At 41.2% G+C, this 24,397-nt stretch carries 20 protein-coding genes and 1 pseudogene; 6 read left to right on the top strand and 15 right to left on the bottom strand.

Annotated elements, in window-relative coordinates; all coding sequences use genetic code 11:
* Position 1: 1 nt before the first annotated feature.
* Complete coding sequence (locus HXY43_RS07015) at positions 2-694, bottom strand: Mo-dependent nitrogenase C-terminal domain-containing protein (protein ID WP_026735063.1); 693 nt, start codon at positions 692-694, stop codon at positions 2-4.
* A 218-nt stretch (positions 695-912) separates the two neighbouring features.
* On the opposite strand from HXY43_RS07015, the gene HXY43_RS07010 reads away from it, so the two are divergent.
* A complete protein-coding gene (locus HXY43_RS07010; protein WP_290881593.1) occupies positions 913-1,731 on the top strand; it encodes a class I SAM-dependent methyltransferase in 819 nt (272 codons plus the stop codon).
* Between the two features lie 37 nt (positions 1,732-1,768).
* Positions 1,769-2,875, top strand: coding sequence for a glutamate--cysteine ligase (locus HXY43_RS07005; protein ID WP_290881590.1), 1,107 nt, complete (start codon positions 1,769-1,771; stop codon positions 2,873-2,875).
* 507 nt (positions 2,876-3,382) lie between these two features.
* Here HXY43_RS07005 and HXY43_RS07000 read toward each other — a convergent pair.
* The 10 genes and pseudogenes from HXY43_RS07000 to HXY43_RS06955 form a co-directional block, all read right to left on the bottom strand.
* Positions 3,383-4,807 carry a response regulator gene (locus HXY43_RS07000; RefSeq protein ID WP_290881588.1) on the bottom strand — a complete coding sequence of 475 codons (1,425 nt, stop codon included), beginning with the start codon at positions 4,805-4,807 and terminating at the stop codon, positions 3,383-3,385.
* A 26-nt stretch (positions 4,808-4,833) separates the two neighbouring features.
* Positions 4,834-7,146 (bottom strand): ATP-binding protein, encoded by a 2,313-nt coding sequence (locus tag HXY43_RS06995; protein ID WP_290881586.1) that lies wholly within the window; start codon positions 7,144-7,146, stop codon positions 4,834-4,836.
* A 329-nt stretch (positions 7,147-7,475) separates the two neighbouring features.
* Positions 7,476-8,480, bottom strand: a complete 1,005-nt coding sequence (locus HXY43_RS06990; RefSeq protein WP_290881584.1) for a transaldolase — start codon at positions 8,478-8,480, stop codon at positions 7,476-7,478.
* 738 nt (positions 8,481-9,218) lie between these two features.
* Entirely contained in the window at positions 9,219-10,244 is a 1,026-nt protein-coding gene (gap, locus tag HXY43_RS06985) for a type I glyceraldehyde-3-phosphate dehydrogenase (RefSeq protein WP_290881582.1), read from the bottom strand.
* Between the two features lie 184 nt (positions 10,245-10,428).
* Positions 10,429-11,214 (bottom strand): alpha/beta hydrolase, encoded by a 786-nt coding sequence (locus HXY43_RS06980; protein ID WP_290881580.1) that lies wholly within the window; start codon positions 11,212-11,214, stop codon positions 10,429-10,431.
* Positions 11,215-11,445: 231 nt separating this feature from the next.
* A complete protein-coding gene (gene fldA, locus HXY43_RS06975) occupies positions 11,446-11,958 on the bottom strand; it encodes a flavodoxin FldA (RefSeq protein ID WP_290881578.1) in 513 nt (170 codons plus the stop codon).
* Between the two features lie 747 nt (positions 11,959-12,705).
* Positions 12,706-12,906 (bottom strand): annotated as a pseudogene (locus HXY43_RS06970) (hypothetical protein); the annotation flags it as partial.
* Entirely contained in the window at positions 12,897-13,151 is a 255-nt protein-coding gene (locus HXY43_RS06965) for a hypothetical protein (protein ID WP_290881575.1), read from the bottom strand. The pseudogene HXY43_RS06970 and the gene HXY43_RS06965, both read right to left, overlap by 10 nt.
* A gap of 76 nt (positions 13,152-13,227) precedes the next feature.
* The gene (gene rimM, locus HXY43_RS06960) at positions 13,228-13,926 is read right to left on the bottom strand and encodes a ribosome maturation factor RimM (protein WP_290881646.1); all 699 of its coding nucleotides are present in this window, start codon (positions 13,924-13,926) and stop codon (positions 13,228-13,230) included.
* A 426-nt stretch (positions 13,927-14,352) separates the two neighbouring features.
* Complete coding sequence (locus tag HXY43_RS06955; RefSeq protein WP_026735049.1) at positions 14,353-15,636, bottom strand: valine--pyruvate transaminase; 1,284 nt, start codon at positions 15,634-15,636, stop codon at positions 14,353-14,355.
* A gap of 168 nt (positions 15,637-15,804) precedes the next feature.
* On the opposite strand from HXY43_RS06955, the gene HXY43_RS06950 reads away from it, so the two are divergent.
* Positions 15,805-16,917 carry an S-(hydroxymethyl)glutathione dehydrogenase/class III alcohol dehydrogenase gene (locus HXY43_RS06950; protein WP_290881572.1) on the top strand — a complete coding sequence of 371 codons (1,113 nt, stop codon included), beginning with the start codon at positions 15,805-15,807 and terminating at the stop codon, positions 16,915-16,917.
* 488 nt (positions 16,918-17,405) lie between these two features.
* Here the strand turns inward: HXY43_RS06950 and HXY43_RS06945 are convergent, their stop codons facing one another.
* Positions 17,406-18,011, bottom strand: coding sequence for a YbhB/YbcL family Raf kinase inhibitor-like protein (locus HXY43_RS06945; RefSeq protein WP_026734043.1), 606 nt, complete (start codon positions 18,009-18,011; stop codon positions 17,406-17,408).
* A gap of 378 nt (positions 18,012-18,389) precedes the next feature.
* Between HXY43_RS06945 and grpE the strand changes: the two genes are divergently transcribed.
* On the top strand, positions 18,390-19,046 hold the full coding sequence (gene grpE, locus HXY43_RS06940; protein WP_290881569.1) for a nucleotide exchange factor GrpE: 657 nt from the start codon (positions 18,390-18,392) through the stop codon (positions 19,044-19,046).
* 189 nt (positions 19,047-19,235) lie between these two features.
* Positions 19,236-21,569, top strand: coding sequence for a cation:proton antiporter (locus HXY43_RS06935; protein WP_290881567.1), 2,334 nt, complete (start codon positions 19,236-19,238; stop codon positions 21,567-21,569).
* An 84-nt stretch (positions 21,570-21,653) separates the two neighbouring features.
* Here the strand turns inward: HXY43_RS06935 and HXY43_RS06930 are convergent, their stop codons facing one another.
* The gene (locus tag HXY43_RS06930) at positions 21,654-21,869 is read right to left on the bottom strand and encodes an RNA chaperone Hfq (protein WP_026734039.1); all 216 of its coding nucleotides are present in this window, start codon (positions 21,867-21,869) and stop codon (positions 21,654-21,656) included.
* A gap of 111 nt (positions 21,870-21,980) precedes the next feature.
* Between HXY43_RS06930 and dapF the strand changes: the two genes are divergently transcribed.
* Complete coding sequence (gene dapF / locus HXY43_RS06925) at positions 21,981-22,823, top strand: diaminopimelate epimerase (protein ID WP_290881643.1); 843 nt, start codon at positions 21,981-21,983, stop codon at positions 22,821-22,823.
* Between the two features lie 16 nt (positions 22,824-22,839).
* On the opposite strand, the gene HXY43_RS06920 is transcribed toward dapF, so the two are convergent.
* On the bottom strand, positions 22,840-23,070 hold the full coding sequence (locus tag HXY43_RS06920) for a hypothetical protein (RefSeq protein ID WP_290881564.1): 231 nt from the start codon (positions 23,068-23,070) through the stop codon (positions 22,840-22,842).
* Positions 23,071-23,677: 607 nt separating this feature from the next.
* A complete protein-coding gene (locus tag HXY43_RS06915; RefSeq protein WP_026734031.1) occupies positions 23,678-23,872 on the bottom strand; it encodes a hypothetical protein in 195 nt (64 codons plus the stop codon).
* Between the last annotated feature and the right edge of the window lie 525 nt (positions 23,873-24,397).

Below are 24,397 nucleotides of genomic sequence, written 5' to 3'. Positions count from 1 at the left end.
ACTAAATATATTCTGAAACATCCTCACCACATTCATCTGCCAGATAGGAGAGGGCGCGGAAGCGCAAACCTACGAGTTGTTCATAAAGCGGGTTGAGTTTACATAAAGGTGGGATGTGAACAATCTTTTGCCCAAACAACTTGACATCCCGTTCAAATGGACATTGGGAGGGAATCATTTTGCACAAAAAGCGGGCAACTCTGGGATCTTCGATGTCGAGTCCATCCAGCCATTCGCGCACTGGGTGTAGTGCGTCAAGTTGAGGCTTTGTGGGTGCTATGACTAATGGAGTCTGTACCTGTTGCTGTACCTGCTCTGGCGGATGGTATTCTAGGGTATGGCGCAGAGCTTCTAGTAAATTGTCTGGCTCTCCCAAAGCTTTGCACAACTGGTGCAATAGGTAGTCTTCGCTTTTGGAATAAGTACCGTCGGCGATCGCCACCATAACAGCAGTACGTAAGAAATTTTCCGCTGCTGGTGTGCCTTTGCCTAAGACAGCTGCTAATTCCTCTGGTTCAATCACATCTAATGATTCCAAGCTTGTTCCTAGAGCCAGTTCATCCTTAGTGATACTAGCAATTAAATCTTTTTCTTGGTCATCAAAATCACCATCTGCCCAAGCAATAGTCAGTAATCCCCGCAGCCAAGCGGCAACTTGTTCACTGCTGTAGGGAGATTGAACAGCACTTGTCATAAACTCACGCCTCTAGCTTTTCCCAAGTCCATACTAGCCTGTGTTGAATTCTTGTAATGTTGCCTTTGTTAGCAAACATTTTAAGTAGCTAATGAGTGGCTACCCATCCCACGACACATGAAAAATCTCACTTATTCTGCCTCCTAGCTTCTTCTTTATTTTTCTTATGCTAAAATTACTGAGAATTTTTTTAATTAAAGTTCCAAGCAAAGGATATCATGACTAAAACTAAAGTTAACCTTGGTGTGGTTCAAGAAACACTATTAATTCCCCTCTGGGCTAGGACTGCTGAAATCAAGCAAGCCGACCCCATCATAGTAGACCCGAAATCGGCTGAGATTCTAGAAGCGATTGATTACGATTTTGATAAATTCGCTACTGCAAACAACTCTCAAATAGGCGCTTGTTTGCGAGGAATGCTCATTGACAATTGGGTACGCGCTTACCTTCAAAAACATCCTCAAGGTTCGGTTGTCGATATTGGTACAGGACTAAACACGCGCTTTGAACGAGTAGATAACGGTAAAGTACGTTGGTTTGATTTAGATTTACCAGATGTGATGGCATTGCGAAAGCAGTTTTTTGCTGAAACAGAACGGCGTCAATTTATCGCAGCTTCTTGTCTGGATACAGATTGGTTTGAGCGCGTTAAAGCTGCTGGTACACAGTCCTGCATGTTTGTGGCGGAAGGTGTGCTGATGTTTCTTAACGAACATCAAGTTAAACAGTTGTTTGCTAATCTCTTGCGAGAGTTTCCCGGTTCTTTGTTTGCTTTTGATTCGATATCACCGCTGTTAGTCAAGAATCAAAAACGACATGATGCACTCAAACATACTTCGGCAAACTTTGATTGGAGTATCTCAGATATTCGCAAATTGAAAGATTGGGACTCCCGTTATCAAATCATGGAGATTTGTACGTTTAGAGATTTACCAGCTAAATATTTAAAACGTTTTTCCTTATTAAATCGTTTGTTGTTCTCACACATTCCTCCCTTGCGAAATACCTATCGCTTAGCATTAGTTAAATTAGGTTGATTTTTAATTAATAAATTATTCAATCAAGGTCTAAATAATGTTTTATTTTGGCATCGAGCATGAAGTTGCTTTTCTGACTCCTGAAGGAAAGTTCGCAGATTTTTCCAGCATTAAATTTGCTGATTTTAATCAAATTATTGAACAGCTACCGACCTATCCCAATGACTATCCTCAATTACGCATTGGCGACGCTGGTATTAAAAAGAAAAGGTGGTATATAGAGGGATTTGAAAGATTTGCGGATTCAGAAAAAGTGATCGAATGCGTTCCTAAAGGTATAGAAATCAGAACCACAATCAACTCTGATATTCAAAGTACTATTACTGAACTTACAGAAAGTTTTTACTTGCTGCAAGAAATCGCTGCCAAATTTGGCTTTTCTCCGGCTTTGATAAGTTGTAATCCTTACCATGCAGTTTTTAAGCCTGAACCTCCATTAAATGATTATGAAATTAAAAGGAGGCGGACTTCTCCGGAAAAACAAACTGCCAATATTCCCATGTTGACCTATGGCCCAGATTTGAATATTTCTGTAGCAGGTTTACCTTATGAACGTGTAATTGAGATTGGCAAAAAGCTGACTTATTACAGTTCCTATATAGTTCCTTTTAGTTATAGTTCTCCTTTTTACCAAGGCGGTTTGTGGGAAGGACTATCAGTGAGGACATTTATTAGAACAGGTCAAAGACCAGCAGCGATGGTATTTGTAGAAAAATCAGAACAACTAATTCAGGCTGCGCCTTCATTGACAAAAATAGCACGCATTCCCGCGGAAGTGGGTCGGATTGAATTTAAAGCATTCGATAGTTGTGATGATTTTTCTATTTATGCTGCATTGCTGGCTTTATTAAAGGGTCTGGTTTTAGATAAATCACTACCTGGTAGAGCAACAGTACCAGACACAGCCAAGCACCAACTTTCCGCACAACAAGGGTTTGACAACCAAGATATTTTTGCGATCGCCTCACAAGTTTTGCAAGCTGCTGAAGTTGCTCTTGGGGAAGATCCAGATGTGAATTTGCTCGCACCGCTGAAAGTTATGCTCAACAAGCGGGAAACAAAAGCTCATCAACTCATCCGGGATTTCAATAGGGTTGGTTCGATAGAACAAGCACTAAGAAATACTTACTCAGCATTTTTATGAATTAATAATAATTATCAGAATAGTTTGTAGCTACTCAAAAATTGTTAGAGGCTGCTTACACATTTGTGTCTTTGTGGTGAAAAAGATAATTTTTGAACCACTAAGACACTAAGAATAAAAGAGTATTTCTGTTAAGATTTGGGTTTGTTAGTAAGGTTTCAATCCCTAATAGGGAATGGCACTTACTTAAGCGATCGCTACATGCGAGAGAATAGGCTAAAAAAGTCTGCCGGTCTGTACTAAACAAAGATTATGAGACTTGGAGCCGATCCAAATCATATCCTCTCATGACCAAACCTCGACACGCTAGTAATCCCCAGTTAGCTCCATAAAAACCTTAAGTAAGTGCCATTCTTACAGCAGATTGCAAGTAAATGAGGTACAAATTTTAAGAACAAAGCTATATACCAAGAGGCTTTCAAGGCTGTTCCCCGTTAAGAGTTCCCTGTTCCCTGCTGTATATGGTGCCTTACGCTATCGCTAACGCACCCTACAAATTTAAGATTTTTACAACGGAATCTGAATTATAAATTCTGTTCCTTTATCTGGTAATGAAATACATTGTAATTTTCCGCCGTGGTTCTCAGTAATAATTTGGTAGCTAATTGCCAGTCCTAGTTCATTCCCTTTAGTCTTAGGTTTTGTCGAGAAGAAAGGCGGAAATATTTGACTTGGAAATAAATCGGGTATTCCCATGCCATTATTAGAAATGCTGATTGTTACTTGTTCTTTGTCTACGTTAGTACAAATCCGAATCTGAGGATTTGTACATAATCCTTTGTCCACAGTCATTTGATCTTTGTCTTTTATTAATGATAAATGAACGGCAGGTGTTATAACGGAGGGAACCTCCGCAACGCACTGCTTCTTAATGACAAATGACTCATCTAAAGAATCAATTGCATTGACTAGCAAATTCATAAATACTTGATTGAGTTGTCCAGGATAGCATTCTATTTTAGGTAAATTACCATATTCTCTTACTATCTGGATGGCGGGACGTTTAGTCTTAGCTTTCAAGCGGTACTGTAAAATTAACAGAGTTGTTTCTATTCCTTCATGAATATCAATAGACTTTTTTTGTTCTCCGTCAGCGCGTGAAAAATTTCGCAGGGACTGCATAATTCCGCGTATGTTATCAGTCCCTAGTTTCATTGAAGAAATTAGTTTAGGCAAGTCTTCGAGAACATGCTCCAGATCCATTGTTTCCATTCTATCTTCAATATCTTGACCTGGATATGGAAAATTGTTCTGGTAAAGTTTCACCAAGTTAATTAGTTCTCCTACGTAATGCTTGGCGTAATATAAATTAGTAGAAATTAAGCCAATGGGATTATTAACTTCATGGGCAATTCCTGCAACTATCTGTCCTAATGAAGAAATTTTTTCAGATTGTACTAGTTGTAATTGAGTTTTCTTAAGTTGTTCCAAAGCTTGATAAAGTTCCACAGTTCTTTCTTCAACTCGTTTTTCTAGGAGTTGTTTTTGCTGATCTAACTCTATATTTAATCGTCTAAGTTTTAGGTGCAAGTGAACTCTAGCTAAAACTTCATCTTGTTGAAATGGTTTAGTAATATAATCAACTGCTCCTAGACTTAAACCTTTTACTTTTTCTTCTATATCTGCAAGAGCGGTTATAAAAATAATCGGAATATCTTTTGTAGATAGGTCTGCTTGTAATAAGCGGCATGTTTCAAACCCATCTAATTTTGGCATCATAATATCTAATAGTATCAAATCAGGTGGATTATTTTTAATCTGTTCAATGCCACTCATGCCATCCATCTCAACTAATACTTCATAGCCTGCACTACTTAAAGCAGAATATAGTACTTCTAAATTAGTTGGACTATCATCAATTACTAAAATAGTCTCAGTATTTTTGACTTTTTCTATTTCTTGCTCAAGATTATTTCCCATTTCGAGTGACATAAGTTACAAATAAAGTATATAAAAAATTAAAACTTGATATTTTTATGTAAAAACTGGCGAATCTTTTGAATATTAAAGCGTTTGACTAAACAATCTAATTCTGCAACAAATTTTTGATATTGATTATCCATTTTTGCAAGCTTTTCTAATTCTTGTTGGATTCCCTTGATTTGTCCTTTCTTCGCATACTCTATTAGCATTATCAATTCAGATTCTGGCGGCACAATCATTTGTATTTTAGATATTTTTTCGGGATGATTTAATTGATTGGTTTCTGTTTTTTCATAAATCCAATTTAGTTGTAAATGCTTTGATAAAGACCGATATAATTCTTTTATTTTTACTGGTTTTGCCAAGAAATCATTTGCTCCTATTGCTAAACTCTTGTTCCGATCGGTATCAAATATACTGGCTGAAGAAAGAATTACTATAGTATCTTTTAACTTGGCTGAGTCTCGCAGTTTTGATAGCATTTCTCGTCCATCCATTATAGGCATTGCTATATCAGAAATAATCAAATCTGGCTGATATTGATTAGCTTTTTCTAAACCTTCTTGTCCGTTAGTTGCTTCTATAACTGTAAACCCAATAGTTTCTAAAATATTGACAATTAATGAACGGTTTTCCCAACTGTCATCGACAATTAGTATTTGCTTTTTACTGCCAGAATAACCAATAATTTTACCAGTACTTGTAATAATACTGCTTTCTGTCCAGTAATCAGCTATCGGGCATTCTATTTCAAACTCAAAAACACTACCTTTACCTAACTCACTCTTCACAAGTATGTAACTACCCATGATTTCTACTATTTTTTGACTAATAGTTAATCCTAATCCTCTACCTTCGTTTTGACTTTTCTCATCTCCTAGCTGCTCGAAGGGTAAAAATATCTTTTTTAACTGCTGAGGACTTATGCCTATACCAGTATCTTCAATCGCAAAATGAATATAGACGTGTGATGATGATTGGTTTTTTCTGACTTTTACATGCAATGTAACGCTACCTGTGTCAGTAAATTTAATGGCATTACCAACCAAATTAATCAGAACTTGCCGCAGTCGTTTTTTATCAGCAGTGATACCAGAGGGTAAATTATCTGGAGGTTGATAATTAAATTCAATATCTTTTTGTTCGGCTTGAAGTCGACAAATTTCTACTATTCCTTGTAAAAAAGAGGGCAAATGAAAATCTGTCGGGTGGAGTTGCAGTTTATTTGCTTCTATTTTGGAGAGATCGAGAATATCATTAATGAGTGTCAATAAATGAGAGCCACACTGGTGAATAATTTCGATGCCTCGTTGTTCTCTTTTAGTAAGGTTTTGAGAGCGTTGGAGAATTTCGGCGTAACCTAAAATACCGTTTAGTGGTGTGCGAAGTTCGTGGCTCATATGTGCTAGAAATTTGCTCTTGGCAGCATCAGCGGATATTTTGGTTTCTTGTTGTTCTGCTAAAAGAGTTTTGATGTGATGAATAAGTTGATTGAGGTAAGTTGCTAATTTCCCCAATTCATCGCTAGTGGTTGCGGATGCTTGCAATTCAAAGTTAGATTCTTGGACGACTTTTTGAGCAATATCAGTAACTGCTTGGATGGGACGAGCGATCGCTCGATTAGTGTAGACTGCCATCAGCCAAGCAATGCTTGTACTCAAACCCATGCTGGCAACAATAATTAGCATTCTCAAGGTTTGTGCCTGATGTAAGGCTATTTCTGCTTTCTCTTCTTGCTGTTCGGCAGTTTCAATTACAATTGCTAGCTCACCTAGAAATGTCGATGTCTTCGTATAAATCTCACTCGTAGTCAAATCTGTCAGTGATTCTTTGGCTTTCGCTACTTTCCTTGAATTTAAAGTTGATGGTTCAATCTGACGCAAAGTTATTTCTAAACTTTGGGTGAAGTTTTCCAATGTGCCGTTATATTTCCCAAGCAGCGGCTTGAGAGCTTTAATTGATGAAGTTGAAGCAGAGGAATTGACTTGTCTGAGCAATTGTTTGACTTTGGCAATGCGCTGAATCGCTGCTGATTTTGCTTGCTGAAAATTTTTCGGATTTTGAAGATACGGAGAAAACTCTGGGATTGGTTGGAAGCTCAAAGCAGTGTTTCGCAAATTATTCAACTGCTTGCGTTCTTGACGAACAACTATTCTCTGCTGGTTCGCACTGTTGTAGTGGCGATCGCCAACAATAACCCCAATAGCAGTACCCCCAACAACAATGCTAATGGCGATCGCATACCCAAAATAAATCTTATTGCCGATCCCCAGATGGCTAAATGGCCATGCAGATAAACTCAGGAAAGATAAATTTACCTTTGCCTGAACTAGTTTTAGAAATTCCATGTTTAGAGGCTGGATGAGTCATTCGATTTTGGGTTGACGATTTTAGATTTTGGATTAACCCTCCTCTAAACAGAGAGAAGAGAGTTTGAAGATATTGAATTAAGCAATCCCTAAACCGATTTATCGATAGGAGATGGACATGAACTCAAAAATTTCTCATCTAAAATCCAAAATCTAAAATTCAAAAGGGTTAAACTTCGTAGTTTATGGTTCCCAAATCAAAATTCAAAATTCACATGAGAAACCCGGTTTCTCCAAGAAACCGGGTTTAGAAGCTGCTGAATTTTATTAAGTGCAATTACTTAGGCATAACTTATTGCTGTAGCTTATTAAACAGCAATTTTAGCATCAGCTTCTAGCTTAGATAGTCTTTCTGCCAGCAGTTGCTCTAAGGTTTCCAACGCTTTAGTGAAACCTTTAATACCTTCATCCAGTTTTTCCGATGCCATGCGGTCAGCAGCGTGCATCTTGTCATAAGTAGCCTTGTCCATCGGAATTTTTTCAATTGCCATCTCTGCTGCTTTAGCTGCATCGAGTTTGCGAGGCAGTTCTCCAATTGTTGCCTGCAATTCACCCAGTAGCGCTGGAGAAATGGTCAGCAGATCGCAGCCTGCCAGTTCAGTAATTTCGCCGATATTGCGGAAACTGGCTCCCATGACTTCGGTATGATAACCGAATTTTTTGTAATAGTTGTAGATTGTTGTGACAGACACTACCCCTGGATCTTCTGCTGAGGGGTAACTATCTCGTCCAGTTTCTTTCTTGTACCAGTCGAGAATACGTCCGACGAAGGGAGAAATGAGAGTAACGCCAGCTTCTGCACAGGCTATAGCTTGATGAAGGCCAAACAGCAAGGTAAGGTTGCAGTGAATTCCTTCTTTTTCCAAAACTTCTGCCGCACGAATGCCTTCCCAGGTAGAAGCGATTTTGATCAGAATGCGTTGGCGAGAAACTCCTGCTGCTTCATACTGAGCTATCAACTCCCGTGCTTTAGCAACAGTTCCTTCTGTATCATAAGATAGACGTGCATCCACTTCTGTAGACACCCGACCGGGGATAATTTGCAAAATCTTCAATCCGAAGGACACCGCTAAGCGGTCAAATGCCAAAGAAACTACTTGAGCTTGGGATGCACCAGTTCCAAGGTCTTTGTTTGCTTGGATCAAAGTCTGATCGACAATTTCCTGATATTCTGGCATCTGTGCCGCAGCAGTAATCAAGGAGGGATTGGTAGTCGCATCTTGTGGCTTAAACTTTTCAATCGCTTTGATATCTCCTGTGTCTGCGACCACAACGGTCATTTCCCGCAATTGTTCCAGTAAATTCTTCGACATGACATACCTCTTTAAATGTTGGTTGGTCAGGACTTATATGATTGAGTTGCAGTATTCTTCATGTTTGAATCGGTGGTAATGGGTAATTTATTGGTGGAAATTAAGATGTTTTTCATTACTTATTACCAATTACACCGGAAGAATTTAGCACAAGACCTGAGTTACCCCCCAGACCTATTCTAGGCACGTTATGTTGAGATTGGTTGTGCGATCGCATGCAATTTTCTTAAATCATTTTGCATTTTTATTAATAAGTAAATATTCACTGCTTGTTGTATCCCTTGCAGTAATAGTTACTTTGGACAGATTATTCGTCTTGTAGCGCTTACTCAACTGAGTATTTAAATTACAAATTCTTTAGGTTTTTTTCAGTATTGGCACTCACAAATACGTGAGTTTCTTGAATAAGCAAAAGAGTTTATTATATAATTTAATAATTATTAATATAGATAAAATTATTATTTATCTTTGCGCTATATTCAGTTACTCACCAATCAGACACTAACACTCTCAGAGGGTGTTTATAAATTGAATAGTGTGCATGGGCGTTGTTAGGCTGCGTGTACTTACATACCTACAGGGGACGTTGCCAAGGCTCACTGTACTGCTGATATCCAACTCGCTCAAAAGTAGAAATCATTGGGATAGCGCGTTGGAGGGTTTACCTCCAACCTTACGCGCCGTAGTAACCCTGAAGCAAAGGGTTATATCGACTGCTGACCTCTGCCTGCTTACGCCCTACAGCAATCCTTCTTTTCGTGCCATAGCTACCATCAGGTCAAGCACGCGATTCGAGTAGCCCCATTCGTTGTCGTACCATGCCACAACCTTGAAAAAGTTGGAATTCAGTTCAATTCCAGCACCAGCATCAAAGATGCTAGAGCGATCATCTCCCTGAAAATCCGTAGAAACAACCTCTTCTTCCGTGTAACCTAAAATACCTTTTAGCTCTCCTTCTGCGGCGGACTTCATGGCAGCACAGATTTCTTTGTAACTGGTGGCTTTGGCAGTTTTAAAAGTTAAATCAACTACAGAGACATCTGGAGTAGGAACCCGGAAGGCCATACCAGTCAGCTTCCCTTTCAACTCTGGTAATACCAGTGCTACGGCTTTTGCTGCCCCTGTAGAGGAGGGGATGATATTCTGTGCTGCACCGCGACCGCCCCGCCAGTCTTTTTTAGAAGGGCCATCTACGGTGGGCTGGGTAGCGGTCATAGCATGGACTGTGGTCATCAACCCTTCGGTTAAGCCAAAGTTATCGTTGATGACCTTCGCGATCGGAGCCAGACAATTAGTAGTACAGCTGGCATTAGATACAATCGTGTCTTTTGCTGGATCAAATAGGTGATGATTGACACCAACTAGTAAAGTTTTTATCTTTTCTGGATCTTTAGTGGGAGCGGAAATAATTACCCGTTTTGCTCCTGCCTGGAGGTGGTTTGCCGCTCCTTCGTAATTGGTGAACAGTCCCGTAGATTCAACTACATAATCTGCACCTAATTTACCCCAAGGCAATTCTGCTGGATTCCGAATCGATACACAAGGAACAAAGTGCCCATCAATAACGATGCCATCGTCCTTTGCCTCAACGCTGCCCTTATACATCCCGTGGGTGGAGTCGTACTTTAACAAGTAAGCGAGGTTATCTGGTGGTACTAGGTCATTAATACCTACAAACTCAATGTTGGGGTTGTTGATACCAGCACGAAACACTAAACGTCCGATCCTACCAAACCCATTTATGCCAACTTTTAACTTAGCCAAGATTTTGCCTCCTGTGATGGAAATTTGAACAAAGGAAATAAGGGATCGGGGATTGGTGACATAAAAATTATGAATTATGAATTATGAATTATGAAATTTTCAGGATTCAGCATTCATTATTCATCATTCTCCCCAGCACCCAATCCCTGATATCCAGTACCCAATACCCAATCCCTCTACATCTTTACTTTCCCATCCTGACAGTCCCATCTGATGAGGGCGTATTTGCTTGGCTTGTTTTAATGTTTGTCTTGGGTTCTGAGTCTTGAGTAAAGCGTTGCCAAAAACTCAGTAGTTGGTCTCCAACTTGTTGAGGATAGAAGTAGTGAAAGAAATGATACCCTTTTGCACATTCCCATAGGGTATCTTCTGACTTGAGCAAATGCCGCCAGTCGTATAATTCTGGTGGGCTGACAACTGGATCGGTCTTACTGCCACATACGAACATAGGCATCACAACCCCTCCCTTAGGGAAATTAACCAATCGCAGCAGAGAGTGTAAGGTGGGAGATTCGTCTAAATCTCTATCGAGGGCAGCCATTAGCTTCTGAGTGGTATGGGGAGGTTGATTCCCAAATAACATACGAACGTTGTTTAGTAAAACTTGCTCGCGACTCAGGGGTAAAAGTGTTCTTTGCTGGTAATAGTGCGCGTGCCAAGTGTTGGCAGGTTGAGATCCGACAGCTAACAGTGCCAGCGATCGCACTCGCTGAGGATAGCGGCGGGCAAACATTAAGGCGATCGCACCACTCATACCGTGACCTGCCAGATTAACTGGGCGATCGTGCGATTTTAAAAAGTCATACAGCATTGTTACAGCTGTGTCTATAGAACTAGCTTCATCTTTTGTTTGATAGTATTCCCATCGGGCAATCAAAAGATGCTTGGACAAGTATTGAAGTAATGGCAGATCAAAACCCTTCAAACTTTGGCTAGCATTTAACCAGAGAACATCAAATTGATTAGACATAAATACCTATCATAGGTAAAATTGAAAGTTATGAATTCTGATTTTTAAGTGAAATTGATGTGTATTTAAATAATTGTTTTTAACTGATATGCGTACATAATCAAATCAGAATTCAGTATTCAAGTTTATTCTAAATTCTTGAATACTGAATTCTGGTTTTTTTACTCAAAACTTTAACTTTTAAGCAGACACTCTGTTGAAGTCATCTGGATAAAATCGTAAAAAAACTCTCTACAAACCAAATTCTTTCTTTAGCTGAGCAACCCAAGCTTTTACTCGTTCTGCCGTTAGTTCAGGTTGATTATCTTCATCAATCGCTAGTCCGACAAATTTATCATTTCTCAATGCTTTAGACTCGTTGAAATCATACCCAGATGTTGACCAATAGCCAACTGTTTTACCGCCAAGTTCTGAAATTTTTTCTTCCAGAATACCAATTGCATCCTGGAAGTTATCAGCATAGCCAATCTGATCACCAGTACCAAAATAGGCAACTAACTTGTTAGTAAAATCTATATTGTCGAGTTCAGGAAAAAAGCCTTCCCAATCACTCTGAAGTTCACCAATATTCCAAGTAGGACAACCGACAATCAAATATTCATACTCATCGAAATCGGTAGCATCTACTTGAGACATCTCGTGTAACATCACTACACCACTACCGAACTCATCCTGAATCATTTCAGCAACAGATTCAGTTTTGCCAGTTTGAGTACCGTAAAAAAGACCAATTTTTTTCGACATTTGACACCTTATAGATAACCTAGAAATTCGTGAAATTACACAAAAAGGCAGAGATGCTCTTTTAACATGCCGATTAGTCAGGTATTTCCTGACCATAAGGAAATTTACCCCAAAGTTTGCATAGCCATGCTATGAGATCGATTCAGATTCAGAAATTGTCTTTATGGGTGAGACACCCTTCGGAAAGTCAAAAGTCACGCATTCAAAAGTCAAAAGTAAAGATTTTAATTTTGATTTTTGACTTTTGAATTGTTTTGTCCTCCTTGTCCTTCCCTTGTTCTTCTTTGTTCTAGTGAAGGCGTTACCTCCTGAGAATTTTGGAGAAAATTTAATCAGCTTAATGAGTTTTACTCTCAATAATTGCTGGGTATATATTATCAGAGTTATTGAAAATAATTTGCATTTATAAATATAAATTTTTGTAAACAAAGACTATATTGACCTATGTGCAAGGTATTTGTAAAATAGTATTTATCACTAATGATACTTAACGTACTGCATTTTAAAAGAAAAGCTATCTTATAAATAATGCTATTTTATCTCAATAACTTGATGCTAGAGTCAAAATACAAAATTGCGATAAACCTTACTGCAACAATAAAGCTGAATCCCTCTGTTTCAACTTTGGAATGGCATGGCAAGGGATTCAAGCTTTTTCTATAAGTCCGCCAAATTTTTTTGGCAGAGAGAAAAGGAGAACTTAAGTTCCCCTTTTTTTTACTCTGACTTTTACAAAAAAATTTGTCTTTAGTACGGCCACTTCCAGTCACGAATTTCTGGCATATCCTCGCCATACTTAGCAATGTAGTGCTTGTGTTCAATCAACTTATTGTGCAGCATTTGCTTCACGTAAGCAGCTTTGTACCCCAACTTTGGTACTCGGTCGATCGCGTCATCTACTAGGTTAAAGCGGTCTAAGTCGTTCCTGACTCCCCGCATCAAACAGTATCCTCTTGCTGTAGCTGAGGAAGATAATAGGTTAAAGCTGTTTCTGCAAAAGCTAAATCTTCGTCAGCAAACTCTGATTTCAGTGCAGCAGCCTCTTCATCAGAAGCAGCATCCCACTGTTGAAATTTTTGTTTTTTATGGAGAGAAATAGCAAAGTTTAACACTTCTTCTTGGGAAGATAGGGGTAATTGAGTTAATACTTGAATTAGTTGCGTTTGAATATTTTCTGTTATTCTGTTTGTCATTGTTACTTTTCTACATTCAATAATAGAGTGTGTATTTTTATGGTAATTGCTAATTGCTGATGCCACTCTCCAAAATCTAATTATTAATTTCCAATAACCCAGGTGGTGGCGTAATTTCAATCTTGCCAGCTTCCAAATCTACCACTGGTGCGATCGCTTTCACAAACGGTATCAAAACAGTCTTTTGTTGTTTGTTGTTGGTTGTTGGTTGTTGGTTTAACTTCACTTCTAGCAAATCATTACCAGCAGAAATAACATCTACCACTGTACCCACGAGTTCGCCAGATTCCTGCATGAAAACTTGCAAACCAATTAAATCCAGGACGTGATATTCATCTTCACCCAATTGGGGGCGATCGCTTTCTGGAACCAACAACTTACAACCGCGCAATTCCTCTGCTTGATTGCGATTATCCACACCAGCCAGCTTGATTACATACAAATTCTTACCTTCAACATATCGTCCTGACAGTAATTCCACCACTTGCGGTTCCGCCTCCTCAGAACCCAATAACCAGCGCCTTCCCGGTACTTCAAACCGTTCAGGAAAGTCCGAGTCAGGATAAACTCGCACCTCACCATGTAAACCTTGAGGTGCAACAATCGTACCAATTTCTAACCAACCATCTAATTGGGGAGTGGGAGAGGGGGAGATGGGGGGCTCGGGGTCCCCACCCTGTGGGGTTGGGGGGCAATGGGGGGATGGGGAGAGGGGTTGTTTGTTTTCACCCCTGTGCCTCTGTTTCTCCTGCTCCTTTTTCTCTTTATTCTTCATCTCCTGGTCTTTGTGTCCTTTGTGTCCTTTGTGGTTCATTCTCATCGAAAATTTGGGTCTGAAACCCCGTCTTTTAAGATGGCTTTACTGATACAATTGAAACACGGTGAAATCGCTAAATGCAGGAAATTAACTCGTTTCCAGGCTCAAGCAGTAGCCGAGTGGTGTAGCGAGTATCCACGCAAATTGAGTTCTTGGGGTGAGGGGTGAGTACACCACGCCAGGTGACGCCACTTGCTACAACGGGGGGAACCCCCGCAACGCAGTGGCTCCTTTATGCCGGGAAACCCGTCCACCGCACTGGCTCCTCTGGTCAACCGTAAACTCACCCGTAAGTTCCGCAAACAAGATAAGTACGCACCTTATATTGCGCTTCATCTTGGGAGGGGGACAAAGCTCCGCGCCGTGATAGTCGGAGAATGGTTACTAAACACCCACAGCCACACGCCGATAAACTTCCTCTGCCACCTTTGCCAAACGTTGCATTCCAGTCGCAATTTCCTCATCGCTGCCAGTGAGGCTGATTCGCAGACATTCATGCTTGTGCTGCCACTCTTGTTGCAAACCGGGGAAGAAGGTGCTACCAGGCACAGCAATGACACCTACTTGCTTGAGTTGCTGGTAAAATTCCCAGTCTGTCATGGGTAAGTCTTGCAACCACAACCATGCAAAGATTGCCCCTTCACCGCGATGTAGAAACCAAGGTAAATTTTTGGGCATTGCTTCATCTAAAGCACCTTCCAAAACTGTAAATTTATCTTGGTAAAAGGGACGGATGACAGTATTAGAAATTTCAACCAGCGCACCCGAATTAATTGCACGGGCTGCGATCGCTTGTCCGTAGCGCGATGGGTGAATGCACATATTTGTCTGGAAACACTCCAGTACATGAATTACCCTTTCATCACCAATGGCAATGCCGATGCGTTCTCCTGGTAATCCAGCCTTGGATAAACTCATGCAATGGATAATGTTATTGCCAAAGGTGGGTGACATCTCAGTAAAGTTTAAACCAGGGAAAGGAGGCGCATAGGCAGAGTCAATCAAAACTGGCACATCGTAAGGTGCGGCAATAGCAGCGATTTTTTGCACTTCATCGTCGGTCAGCACGTTGCCCGTAGGATTACAGGGACGAGAGAAAATTACGCAACCCGTATTTTCTGTAATCGACAACTGGCTGAAGTCGGGGCGATATTTGAATCTATGCGCCGTAGCGTCGATATCCAGAGTTGGTTTGTAGGCAATTAGGGCTTCTGGAAACAAGCAGACACCGCCGTAACCAGTGTAATCGGGACTGAGGGGCAAAACAATTTGTTTTAACTCGCCCTTAGCAGTGTAACCACCGAAAGAATTAGCAGCGTAGAAATAAAGGCTTTGACTACCGGGAGTGAGCAGGATATTGCGATCGCTCAAATTCAACCCATAACGTTTGTTAAAATCATTGGCGATCGCTTCAACTAGTGGTGCGTAGCCTTGGCTGGAACCGTAGCGACAAACGACTTCCCCATATTCTGAACTAGCTAGCAACTCTGCCGTACAATCCCGCCATAACTGTTCTACTTCCGGTAATATCAACGGATTGCCAGCGCTCAAATTGATAAATTGCTGCCCCGCACCAGCCCGTAGCGTTTCAATAACGTCCTTCATAATCGCTCTAACACCCGTTAGTTCTGACATTTGAGCGCCGATTTTAGTTAGGGCAGGATTCATAAGCTGTAAAAAATTAAGAGTAATTTAACGGTTGATTAATTATTTTATAGTTCCGTTTTTAAATGTCTCTATCTATATTTTGCTGAAAAGTTACAAATAATTTCGTTATGTGTGCCCTGCAATAAACTCAGATCAGCTGATCGATTAAGCAAAACAGGAGAACTGAAAGTGGAAGTTAAAGCAGCAATAGCCTACGAACCAGGTAAACCATTGACTATTGAAACTGTGCAACTAGAAGGCCCCAAAGCTGGGGAAGTGATGGTTGAGATTAAAGCCAGTGGAGTTTGCCATACAGATGCTTACACTCTTTCTGGAAAAGATCCCGAAGGTTTATTTCCAGCAATTTTGGGACACGAAGGCGCTGGTGTGGTTGTAGAGGTGGGAGAAGGCGTTACCAGTGTCAAAATTGGCGATCGCGTTATACCTTTATACACTCCCGAATGCCGTCAATGTGAATATTGTTTGAGCTTCAAAACTAATCTCTGTCAAGCAATTCGTGCTACTCAAGGGCGTGGTGTCATGCCTGATGGAACGAGTCGCTTCTCTATTGGCGGCAAAAAAATTCATCACTACATGGGTACCTCTACCTTTGCTAACTATACGGTGCTGCCGGAAATTGCTGTTGCCAAAATTCGGGAAGATGCACCTTTTGATAAGGTTTGTTACATTGGCTGCGGCGTCACAACGGGTATTGGTGCAGTTATCAATACAGCGAAAGTAGAACCAGGAGCAAATGTAGTAGTTTTCGGGTTGGGTGGAATTGGTTTAAACGTGATCCAAGCAGCGCGGATGGTAGGGGCAAATATGATTGTTGGGGTAGATATAAATGCCAAAAAACGCGCCTTGGCAGAAAAATTTGGTATGACACACTTTGTCAACCCCAAGGAAGTTGAAGGTGATTTAGTTGCTTATTTAGTTGATTTAACCAAAGGTGGGGCTGACTATAGTTTTGAATGCATTGGCAATGTGAAAGTCATGCGTCAAGCATTAGAATGCTGCCACAAAGGTTGGGGTGTGAGTGTAATTATTGGTGTTGCTGGTGCAGGCGAGGAAATTAGTACTCGTCCTTTTCAACTAGTAACTGGACGTGTTTGGAAAGGTACAGCATTCGGTGGTGCGAGGGGGCGTACAGATGTGCCAAAAATCGTTGATTGGTACATGCAAGGTAAGATTAACATTGACGATTTAATCACCCATGTGATGCCAATTGAAGAGATTAATCATGCATTTGATTTAATGCACAAGGGTGAATCGATTCGCTCTGTTGTGACGTTTAATTAACGAACGACATAGACAATACAGTTCAGATAAAAATAATTGCAGGGGTACGGCATCCAAAATCTTTTAGGTAAGCAAGACAATCTTACTGATGCTGTACCCCTGTGACATATCTCATTCCAGGCTAACTGAACCGTATTGCCACATAGAAGCTTACTGCCTCATTGAATATTTGCTCTCCTTCTTTAGATAGAAGGTAAAAAGTATCTATATTCTTTACCTTAGTAAGGTCAATAAATAAAACTTTTTCGGAATAATTTAATGACTAATTAAACACAAATAGACTGTTATAGCGTTTTTTAGTCTAGTGAGGTACAGTAGCAACAATGGGTAAACCAATTTTGAATGTCATTTAAGGAGACTTGACTAAAAGCAGTTTCAATCGCTTTTGCTAAGTCTGGGTAACTTCTAGCACTGATAGAGCGTAGTATATTTTTAATTTTTGACCACCCTGAAGTTGAATCAAGAGATACTTCTGAACCAAAAAACTCTTAACGCTGGCGTTGGTAGCGTCCAATTAATTCTGCTTCTGCCAAAATATGTCCATCCATTGCTGCTTCTAGCTGATTTTTGGTAGCACCGGGTTGCAAACCCAACTTTTTATCTAAAGCATAAAGTTTGAAAAAATATCTATGGGTTCCACTAGGAGGACAGGGGCCACCATAACCAAAATTGCCAAAATCATTTTTTCCTTGGACACCGCCATCAGGTAAGTTTTTTACAGCAGCGATTTTCTCTGGTAATTGCCGAACCGTAGCTGGCAGATCGTAGAGAACCCAATGGACAAATGTTCGTCTTGGTGCATCAGGATCATCTACAATCAAGGCAAAGCTTTCAGTTCCTGATGGAGGTTCATTCCAGTTCAGGGGAGGGGAGATATCCGCGCCATCACAGGTGTATTTGGCAGGAACCAAGCCATTAGCTTCAAAGGCAATGCTTTCTAGATTCATCTTTTGCACCTCCCTTTGTGAGCGATCGCTCTTAGTCGGAGTAACTAAAGTATTGCTATTATCACTAGAACCACAACTAACTACGGATAATGCCACGAAAGCAAATAGACTGACACTATGCTGAAGAAAAATCCGCCTTCTGCTCATGGCTTGTGCGCGAAAGTATTTTGTGGCTGGTTGAGAAAATGCGAGCCTCCTAACGGAGGAGCTATGCTAACGCAATTTTCAATAATTACAGATCCAGTTATTTGCTTTCATCCATCTGTAGGTTGATGGGTGAGTTCGTGGTGACACATCTCAAAGCATCCCTCTACTTTCCTTGGTATTAACATAGCCCCTCTCCAAGTTTTGGAAAGGGGCTATGCATTCAGAGATTTTTGAGATAGTTAGTTATAGTTAGGGGATTCGGTATAGTGATTGGATTTAGCAGCGGCATTCTTTTACCGCTCTATAACTATCTACTCAATCACCGCAGCACATTCCGGAAAATTGATCAAAATATTTTGAAAATCTAGCTGAACAATAATGTCCAATAGCAGTATTTATACTCAAAAGTTGCAGGATTTAATGCAACGAGTGGGTATCTCAAGTTTTAAAGCACTGAGTCGTGCTACTGGCGTTTCCGAACGGCAAATTTTGCGATTGCGACGGTTTGGAGTAGATCAAATGCGGGTGGATGTGCTGCTAAAACTATCGCCAGCGCTACAGGTGTCATTACATGAATTAGTGGCAACTTTTTCTGCACAAGATTTGGTGAGAGATCGGGGTGCACCTACTTCAGAATTGTCACAGCAGATGACAGATTTAAGAAAAGAGTACGATCGCCTGCAATTACAACTACAACAGCAGCAGTTGAGTTTGCAACAAGAGTTTCAGCAATCGAGCTTGCAATTGCTGGAATCTTTGTTATTACAATTTCCCACAGCAGCACAAAAAGCGCGAGAAAACCCGCAACTACCCGCCCTCAACATAGTCCCATTAGTGCAGAAACCCCTAGAAAGACTTTTACAACAATGGGGAGTAGAAGCGATCGCACTTGTAGGAGCAGAATTACCCTACGATCCTCAGTTGCATCAATTGATGGATGGTAATGCACAGCCAGGAGAAATTGTCAAGGTGCGTTACACAGGTTATCGCCAAGGCGACAAATTGCTTTATCGAGCCAAGGTAAGTCCTTTGTGACATCCTCCCACCATCATCTACGAGAAGCCACCCTAACGGGCGTCTACATGGGGGGTTGGGGGGAGACCCCCTTTGGAGCGCGCTGGCTCACCACCAACAACCAACCCCATAACAGATTAACTTCCCACAGCTAAATAAAACTTTTGTATGCTGATTGTAAATAGGTCTTAATAGTTCTTTTAAAAACTTGTGCAAGAAGATTTTAGACTAATAGTCGATTTAGTTTCAGTTCTCGCTGTCGCTGCCTGTGGGGGACTGTTGGCGGCGCTTTTACGACAACCTGTTTTGCTTGGGTATTTGCTTGGCGGGATGGTGGTTGGCCCAACTGGGTTGGGACTGATCAAAGAATTAATTCAGGTAGAAACTTTGGCACAGTTCGGTGTTGCGTTTCTATTATTTGCCTTGGGTGTGGAATTTTCCTTTGCAGAACTTAAAAAAGTTCGGGGAATCGCTCTTGGTGGCGGTGGACTGCAAATCACCCTGACAATAGCAGTCACCGTTTTGGTATGTGGTTTAACCGGAGCTTGGGGAACCCTACCAGCTAAGGGCGTATTTTTGGGGGCAATTCTGTCTTTATCTTCCACAGCAGTTGTGCTTAAGTGTTTGATGGAGCGCAACGAAACAGAAACACCGCACGGACAGGTGATGCTAGGCATTTTGGTGGTGCAGGATTTAGCCCTAGGGTTGATGCTCGCAGTCTTGCCAGCTTTGCACCAACCAGGCGAAGCAATTGGTATAGCAGTGCTAACAGCCCTAGTACGGATTGGCTTATTTGCTGCGGGCGCAGTCATAGCCGGCAAGTGGCTGATACCGCCTTTGTTGCGAATGCTAGCCCGCACCGAAAGCCGAGAATTATTTTCATTAGGAGTAGTGGCGCTGTGTTTGGGCATTGCCCTCCTGACAGAGTATTTGGGGTTGTCAATTGAAATGGGGGCATTTGTCGCGGGTTTGATGATTTCGGAGGTGGAGTATGCCGACCAAACCCTGACTTATGTAGAGCCACTGCGAGATATTTTTGCCAGTTTGTTTTTTGCTTCGATCGGGATGTTAATCGACCCAGTGTTTTTGTGGAAGAACCTGGAATTAATTCTCGGATTGGTAGCGCTGGTATTTATTAGTAAATCTTTGATTATCACACCGTTAGTGAAACTGTTCCGCTATCCTCTCAAAACGGCGTTAATTGCTGGTTTGGGACTGGCTCAAATCGGAGAATTTTCCTTTGTTCTAGCCAGTGAAGGACAAAAGCTGGGGCTGGTTTCCCGACATATATATTTATTGATTTTAGGAACAACCGCAGTTACATTGATACTTACCCCCTTTGTGCTGCGCTTAGTACCGATTATCTTTGACTGGCTAGAATCGATGCCTTGGCTAAAGCCCTATTTCAGCAGTGAGGGGAAGCCATTGGAAGTAGCCGATGAACTACCCATGAAAGACCATATAGTAGTCTGTGGTTATGGGCGAGTGGGCAATAATTTGGTGAAGTTATTACAACAACACAATCTGCCTGTTGTGGTGATTGACCAATCTGAAAGTAGAATTCAGCAGTTGCGTGAGGCGGGAGTACCTTATGTTTATGGAAATTGTGTGAGTTTTCACGTTTTAGAAACTGCGATGATCGGTCAAGCCAAAGGCATGGCGATCGCACTTCCCGATCCGATGAGTATTCGTCTTTCCCTCAAACGTGCTTTAGAATTATCTCCCGATTTAGATGTTGTAGTTCGCGCCACCAGCGATAAAAATATTGAAGTTCTCTATCAACTGGGTGCGAGGGAAGTCGTGCAACCAGAGTTTGAGGCGAGTTTGGAAATGGCAACTTATATATTAAATGCTGTAGGATTGTCAAGTATTCTGGTGCAACGGGAAATGCAGCAAATCCGCAACCGTCATTATCTGGATCTGCGACCAGAACAGTCAGCATCCCAAGTTTCTCGCCATCTACGCCAAGCTACTCAAGATTTGAACAGTCGCTGGTATCCTCTACCAGATGGTTCACCCCTAATTGGCATGAGTTTGGAAGAAGCCGATATGCGCTACTTAACAGGGGTGAGTTTGATGGCTATTCGCCGCACCAGTGGTGAAGAAATAGATTATCCCGATGCTGCTACCAAGTTGGAAAAAGGCGATCGCCTGCTGGTAGTAGGTTCAGATGAAGAACTAGCTGCTTTGGATGAATTTGCACTCGGTAGGGCGGCTGTTCCTGGAGATAACAGCGCTTGTCAGTGGGTAACAGTCAGCGCTGATTGTCCGGTGCTTGGTAAAAACCTTGCAGATTTGGATATCCGCCAGCAATTTGCAGTGCAAGTACAAGCAATGCGGCGAGATGGTAAATTTATTCGCTTCCCAAATGGCAAGATGGAATTACAAGCCCAGGATCAATTGCTATTGTGCGGTAGCTTGTCGAGTCTTAATCAACTAGAACAGTTACTTGCCCCATCCACTTCGCTATCTATCCCTGTGGTGAAAGCTGCTGAAGCAGAAGGGTTGCGCGATTATTTACCTTTGGATAATTTGCGGGATTAGTCAAAAGTCAAAAAGTCCAGAGTTCAAAGTCCAAAGTCAAAATAATTAACTCTTGACTCTTGACCCTTGACTCTTGACTCTTGACTAATTTTTTGACTTTATATAAGCGATCGCTTGCTTCCAAATAGTAGTCTGCTGACTGCTTTCATCCACAAGACACATGCTGTATTGGTCTTGCCACATAACTTTTCCAGTCAATATATCGCCAGTCAGCAATTTGATCTCGATGGGTGTTGCTTGTTTAATCAGGTTTTGTAATTGGCGAGTACTGGGTAAGGAAGCGTCAAATTCAGCAATCATAGTCAATAGTTAATAGTCATTGGTCATTAGTCATTGGTCATTGATCATTAACAAATGACAAAGGACAAATGACCAATGACAAAACACAAATATAGTTCATGGATTTTAGTAATGGCAATCGAATTTACTAAGTATCACGGTTTGGGTAATGATTTCATTTTGATTGATAATCGCTCATCATCAAGTCCTGTAATTACTCCAGAACAAGCAGTGCAGTTGTGCGATCGCCACTTTGGTATCGGTGCTGATGGTGTCATTTTTGCCCTACCTGGAGAAAATGGTACTGACTACACAATGCGGATTTTTAATTCTGATGGTTCGGAACCAGAAATGTGCGGTAATGGCATCCGCTGTTTAGCCGCTTTTTTGGCTGAGTTAGAGGGCGACTCGCGCAAGCATGAATATCGCATTCATACCCTGGCTGGTGCGATCGCACCCGAACTCATGGCAAATGGTCAAGTGAAGGTGGATATGGGTAGCCCCAGGCTACTTGCTAGTGAGATTCCCACCACCCTATGTCCAGCGAATGAGAAAGTGATTAATCAACCGCTAGAGGTGGCAGGAAAATCTTGGGATGTCACCTGTGTAAGTATGGGTAATCCCCACTGCATCACCTTTGTGGAAGATGTCGCAGCAATTCCTTTAGAAAGCATTGGCCCTGTGTTTGAACATCACCCGGTTTTTCCCCAGCGGACAAATACTGAATTTATTCAAGTGGTGCGCCGAGATTCTCTGAAGATGAGAGTTTGGGAACGTGGCGCTGGTATTACTCTAGCCTGCGGTACTGGTGCTTGTGCTTCTTTGGTTGCTGGAGTATTAACGGGAAGATGCGATCGCACTGCTACGGTAGAACTGCCTGGTGGTTGTTTGCAAATTGAATGGTCGGAAATCAACCAAAGAATTTACATGACCGGGCCTGCCGAGCGAGTTTTCCAAGGAAAATATGGGGTGTAGGAATCACCACTAACGTTCACCACATTCCTATCTCAATTCTTCCACTTCCGCGTTCTTCCGGATAACTACAGCGGTCATCAATTGCATTTAATACAGGTATTGCTAGGGCTACAAGGTCTTGTGCCCCTAGGATGTTATTTGGGTGCATGAAAAACTCCATCCTCTTATGGGTGGGGCTTTTGGGCATTGGGGATTGGAAATTGGGCATTGCCCATACCCCACGCCTCACTTTTTTACGTGATTTCACGGTTGATTTGCGAGCTTCTAAAAGTATCCTTATGGCGGTTATTGACCGCATAATATCCATGATTTTTCTGAGCAAAAGAAAAAAATATTACATTTGTTTTCTAAAAACACTATATTACAGTTAATTTTAAAAGTAATAATTAAGACATAATTAAACAATGTATTAGCCTAAAAAAATAATCGTTTTAAGGCATTCATAAAATCAACAGGTATAAAATATTGCTTTTTTATGTAGAGAAGAGATTGCAGCATTTATAAAACACAGCACAAATACTGTGATAAATAACACGCGAAATTTTATCTAGGTTTTGATAGGTAAAAGCGATCGCTCGTAACGAAAAATCTTTGTATGGCGACGTTAAGGTAAGTGACATGAGATACTTCCCGCGCAGCATATAGTTGAATTCCGGATGACGGCTATCCTTGCATTGCCCGCAGTTAGACTTAAACAATTAACTCTCAAGATAGATACAAGGTTGCATCAACTAGCTGAAAACTAAATATAGCGTTCGCTATATCTTGCTCAATCCTGCATAGTCTTCCAAATCATCATGCCTAGAAAGACAAACGAACCAAGTTTGCCAGTGGGTAAAAATTCGGGCTTACTATTAACACTCAGTTGACCGCTTGACTTCGGTTTTGCCATTCTCCTGGCGCACCTCAACACGCGAACACTGGCGCTGCCCGCCTGAATTGTACTGCTCAGTGCGTGTTTGTTGCACTTGCTCGTTCTGTTGAGCAGCACAGCCGACTAAGGTAGCAACCAGCACGCAAGCAAAAAGATTCCTAAAGAATATATGCATAGACTAATGTTTATACAAATTAGATAGCCGTGATTTGGCGTTGCTGATTGAAAGTATGAAATTGTTAACATCAGATTTACAATTTCTCACTGTAAAAGCAATTCATGAATTGCTTCTACAAAATTCATACCTTAAATTCAGCAACGCCCGTGATTCTTCAGTTTCTAGACCAGTAAGCAACAAATAAAATTCAACTGGTAGCGATGCACGTGAGTCCCCCGCTATACCTTTATGTTAGCGGCGCTCGGAACACCGCTCGCCTTACTGGGTACTCTTTACTCGTGAAAACCCAATCCCCAATCCCCAGTCCCTTTTGCAGTGTTTTTTATCTTTTACTCCTCAATTAAGTTGCATTGGTCTCTAACTAACATCTACAGCTGGACTGCTTGCGTTTCCAGAAACAAACTAGGCGTTGCTGAATCAAGATATGAATTTACAATTCACGGGTATGTAGAGACGTAGCATTGCTACGTCTCTACAATGATTTGGCATCGAACTACAAAAATGTATGCACACATAATTCAT

Source organism: Fischerella sp. (assembly GCF_013388695.1).
In the GTDB taxonomy this organism is placed as follows: Bacteria; Cyanobacteriota; Cyanobacteriia; order Cyanobacteriales; family Nostocaceae; genus PCC9605.
The sequence above is the reverse complement of the archived record's forward strand: the minus strand, read 5'-3'. Positions and strand labels throughout refer to the sequence as shown.

Bases quoted from the DNA above. Each gene is read 5' to 3' on its own strand.
- HXY43_RS06965 (WP_290881575.1), bottom strand. From the start codon at position 13,151: ATGACAAACAGAATAACAGAAAATATTCAAACGCAACTAATTCAAGTA.
- HXY43_RS06980 (WP_290881580.1), bottom strand. From the start codon at position 11,214: ATGTCTAATCAATTTGATGTTCTCTGGTTAAATGCTAGCCAAAGTTTG.
- HXY43_RS06955 (WP_026735049.1), bottom strand. From the start codon at position 15,636: ATGAATCCTGCCCTAACTAAAATCGGCGCTCAAATGTCAGAACTAACG.
- fldA (WP_290881578.1), bottom strand. From the start codon at position 11,958: ATGTCGAAAAAAATTGGTCTTTTTTACGGTACTCAAACTGGCAAAACT.
- HXY43_RS06990 (WP_290881584.1), bottom strand. From the start codon at position 8,480: ATGTCGAAGAATTTACTGGAACAATTGCGGGAAATGACCGTTGTGGTC.
- grpE (WP_290881569.1), top strand. From the start codon at position 18,390: ATGTCCAATAGCAGTATTTATACTCAAAAGTTGCAGGATTTAATGCAA.
- HXY43_RS07010 (WP_290881593.1), top strand. From the start codon at position 913: ATGACTAAAACTAAAGTTAACCTTGGTGTGGTTCAAGAAACACTATTA.
- rimM (WP_290881646.1), bottom strand. From the start codon at position 13,926: ATGAAGAATAAAGAGAAAAAGGAGCAGGAGAAACAGAGGCACAGGGGT.
- HXY43_RS06930 (WP_026734039.1), bottom strand. From the start codon at position 21,869: ATGATTGCTGAATTTGACGCTTCCTTACCCAGTACTCGCCAATTACAA.
- HXY43_RS07005 (WP_290881590.1), top strand. From the start codon at position 1,769: ATGTTTTATTTTGGCATCGAGCATGAAGTTGCTTTTCTGACTCCTGAA.
- HXY43_RS07015 (WP_026735063.1), bottom strand. From the start codon at position 694: ATGACAAGTGCTGTTCAATCTCCCTACAGCAGTGAACAAGTTGCCGCT.
- dapF (WP_290881643.1), top strand. From the start codon at position 21,981: ATGGCAATCGAATTTACTAAGTATCACGGTTTGGGTAATGATTTCATT.
- HXY43_RS07000 (WP_290881588.1), bottom strand. From the start codon at position 4,807: ATGTCACTCGAAATGGGAAATAATCTTGAGCAAGAAATAGAAAAAGTC.
- HXY43_RS06915 (WP_026734031.1), bottom strand. From the start codon at position 23,872: ATGCATATATTCTTTAGGAATCTTTTTGCTTGCGTGCTGGTTGCTACC.
- HXY43_RS06995 (WP_290881586.1), bottom strand. From the start codon at position 7,146: ATGGAATTTCTAAAACTAGTTCAGGCAAAGGTAAATTTATCTTTCCTG.
- HXY43_RS06945 (WP_026734043.1), bottom strand. From the start codon at position 18,011: ATGAGCAGAAGGCGGATTTTTCTTCAGCATAGTGTCAGTCTATTTGCT.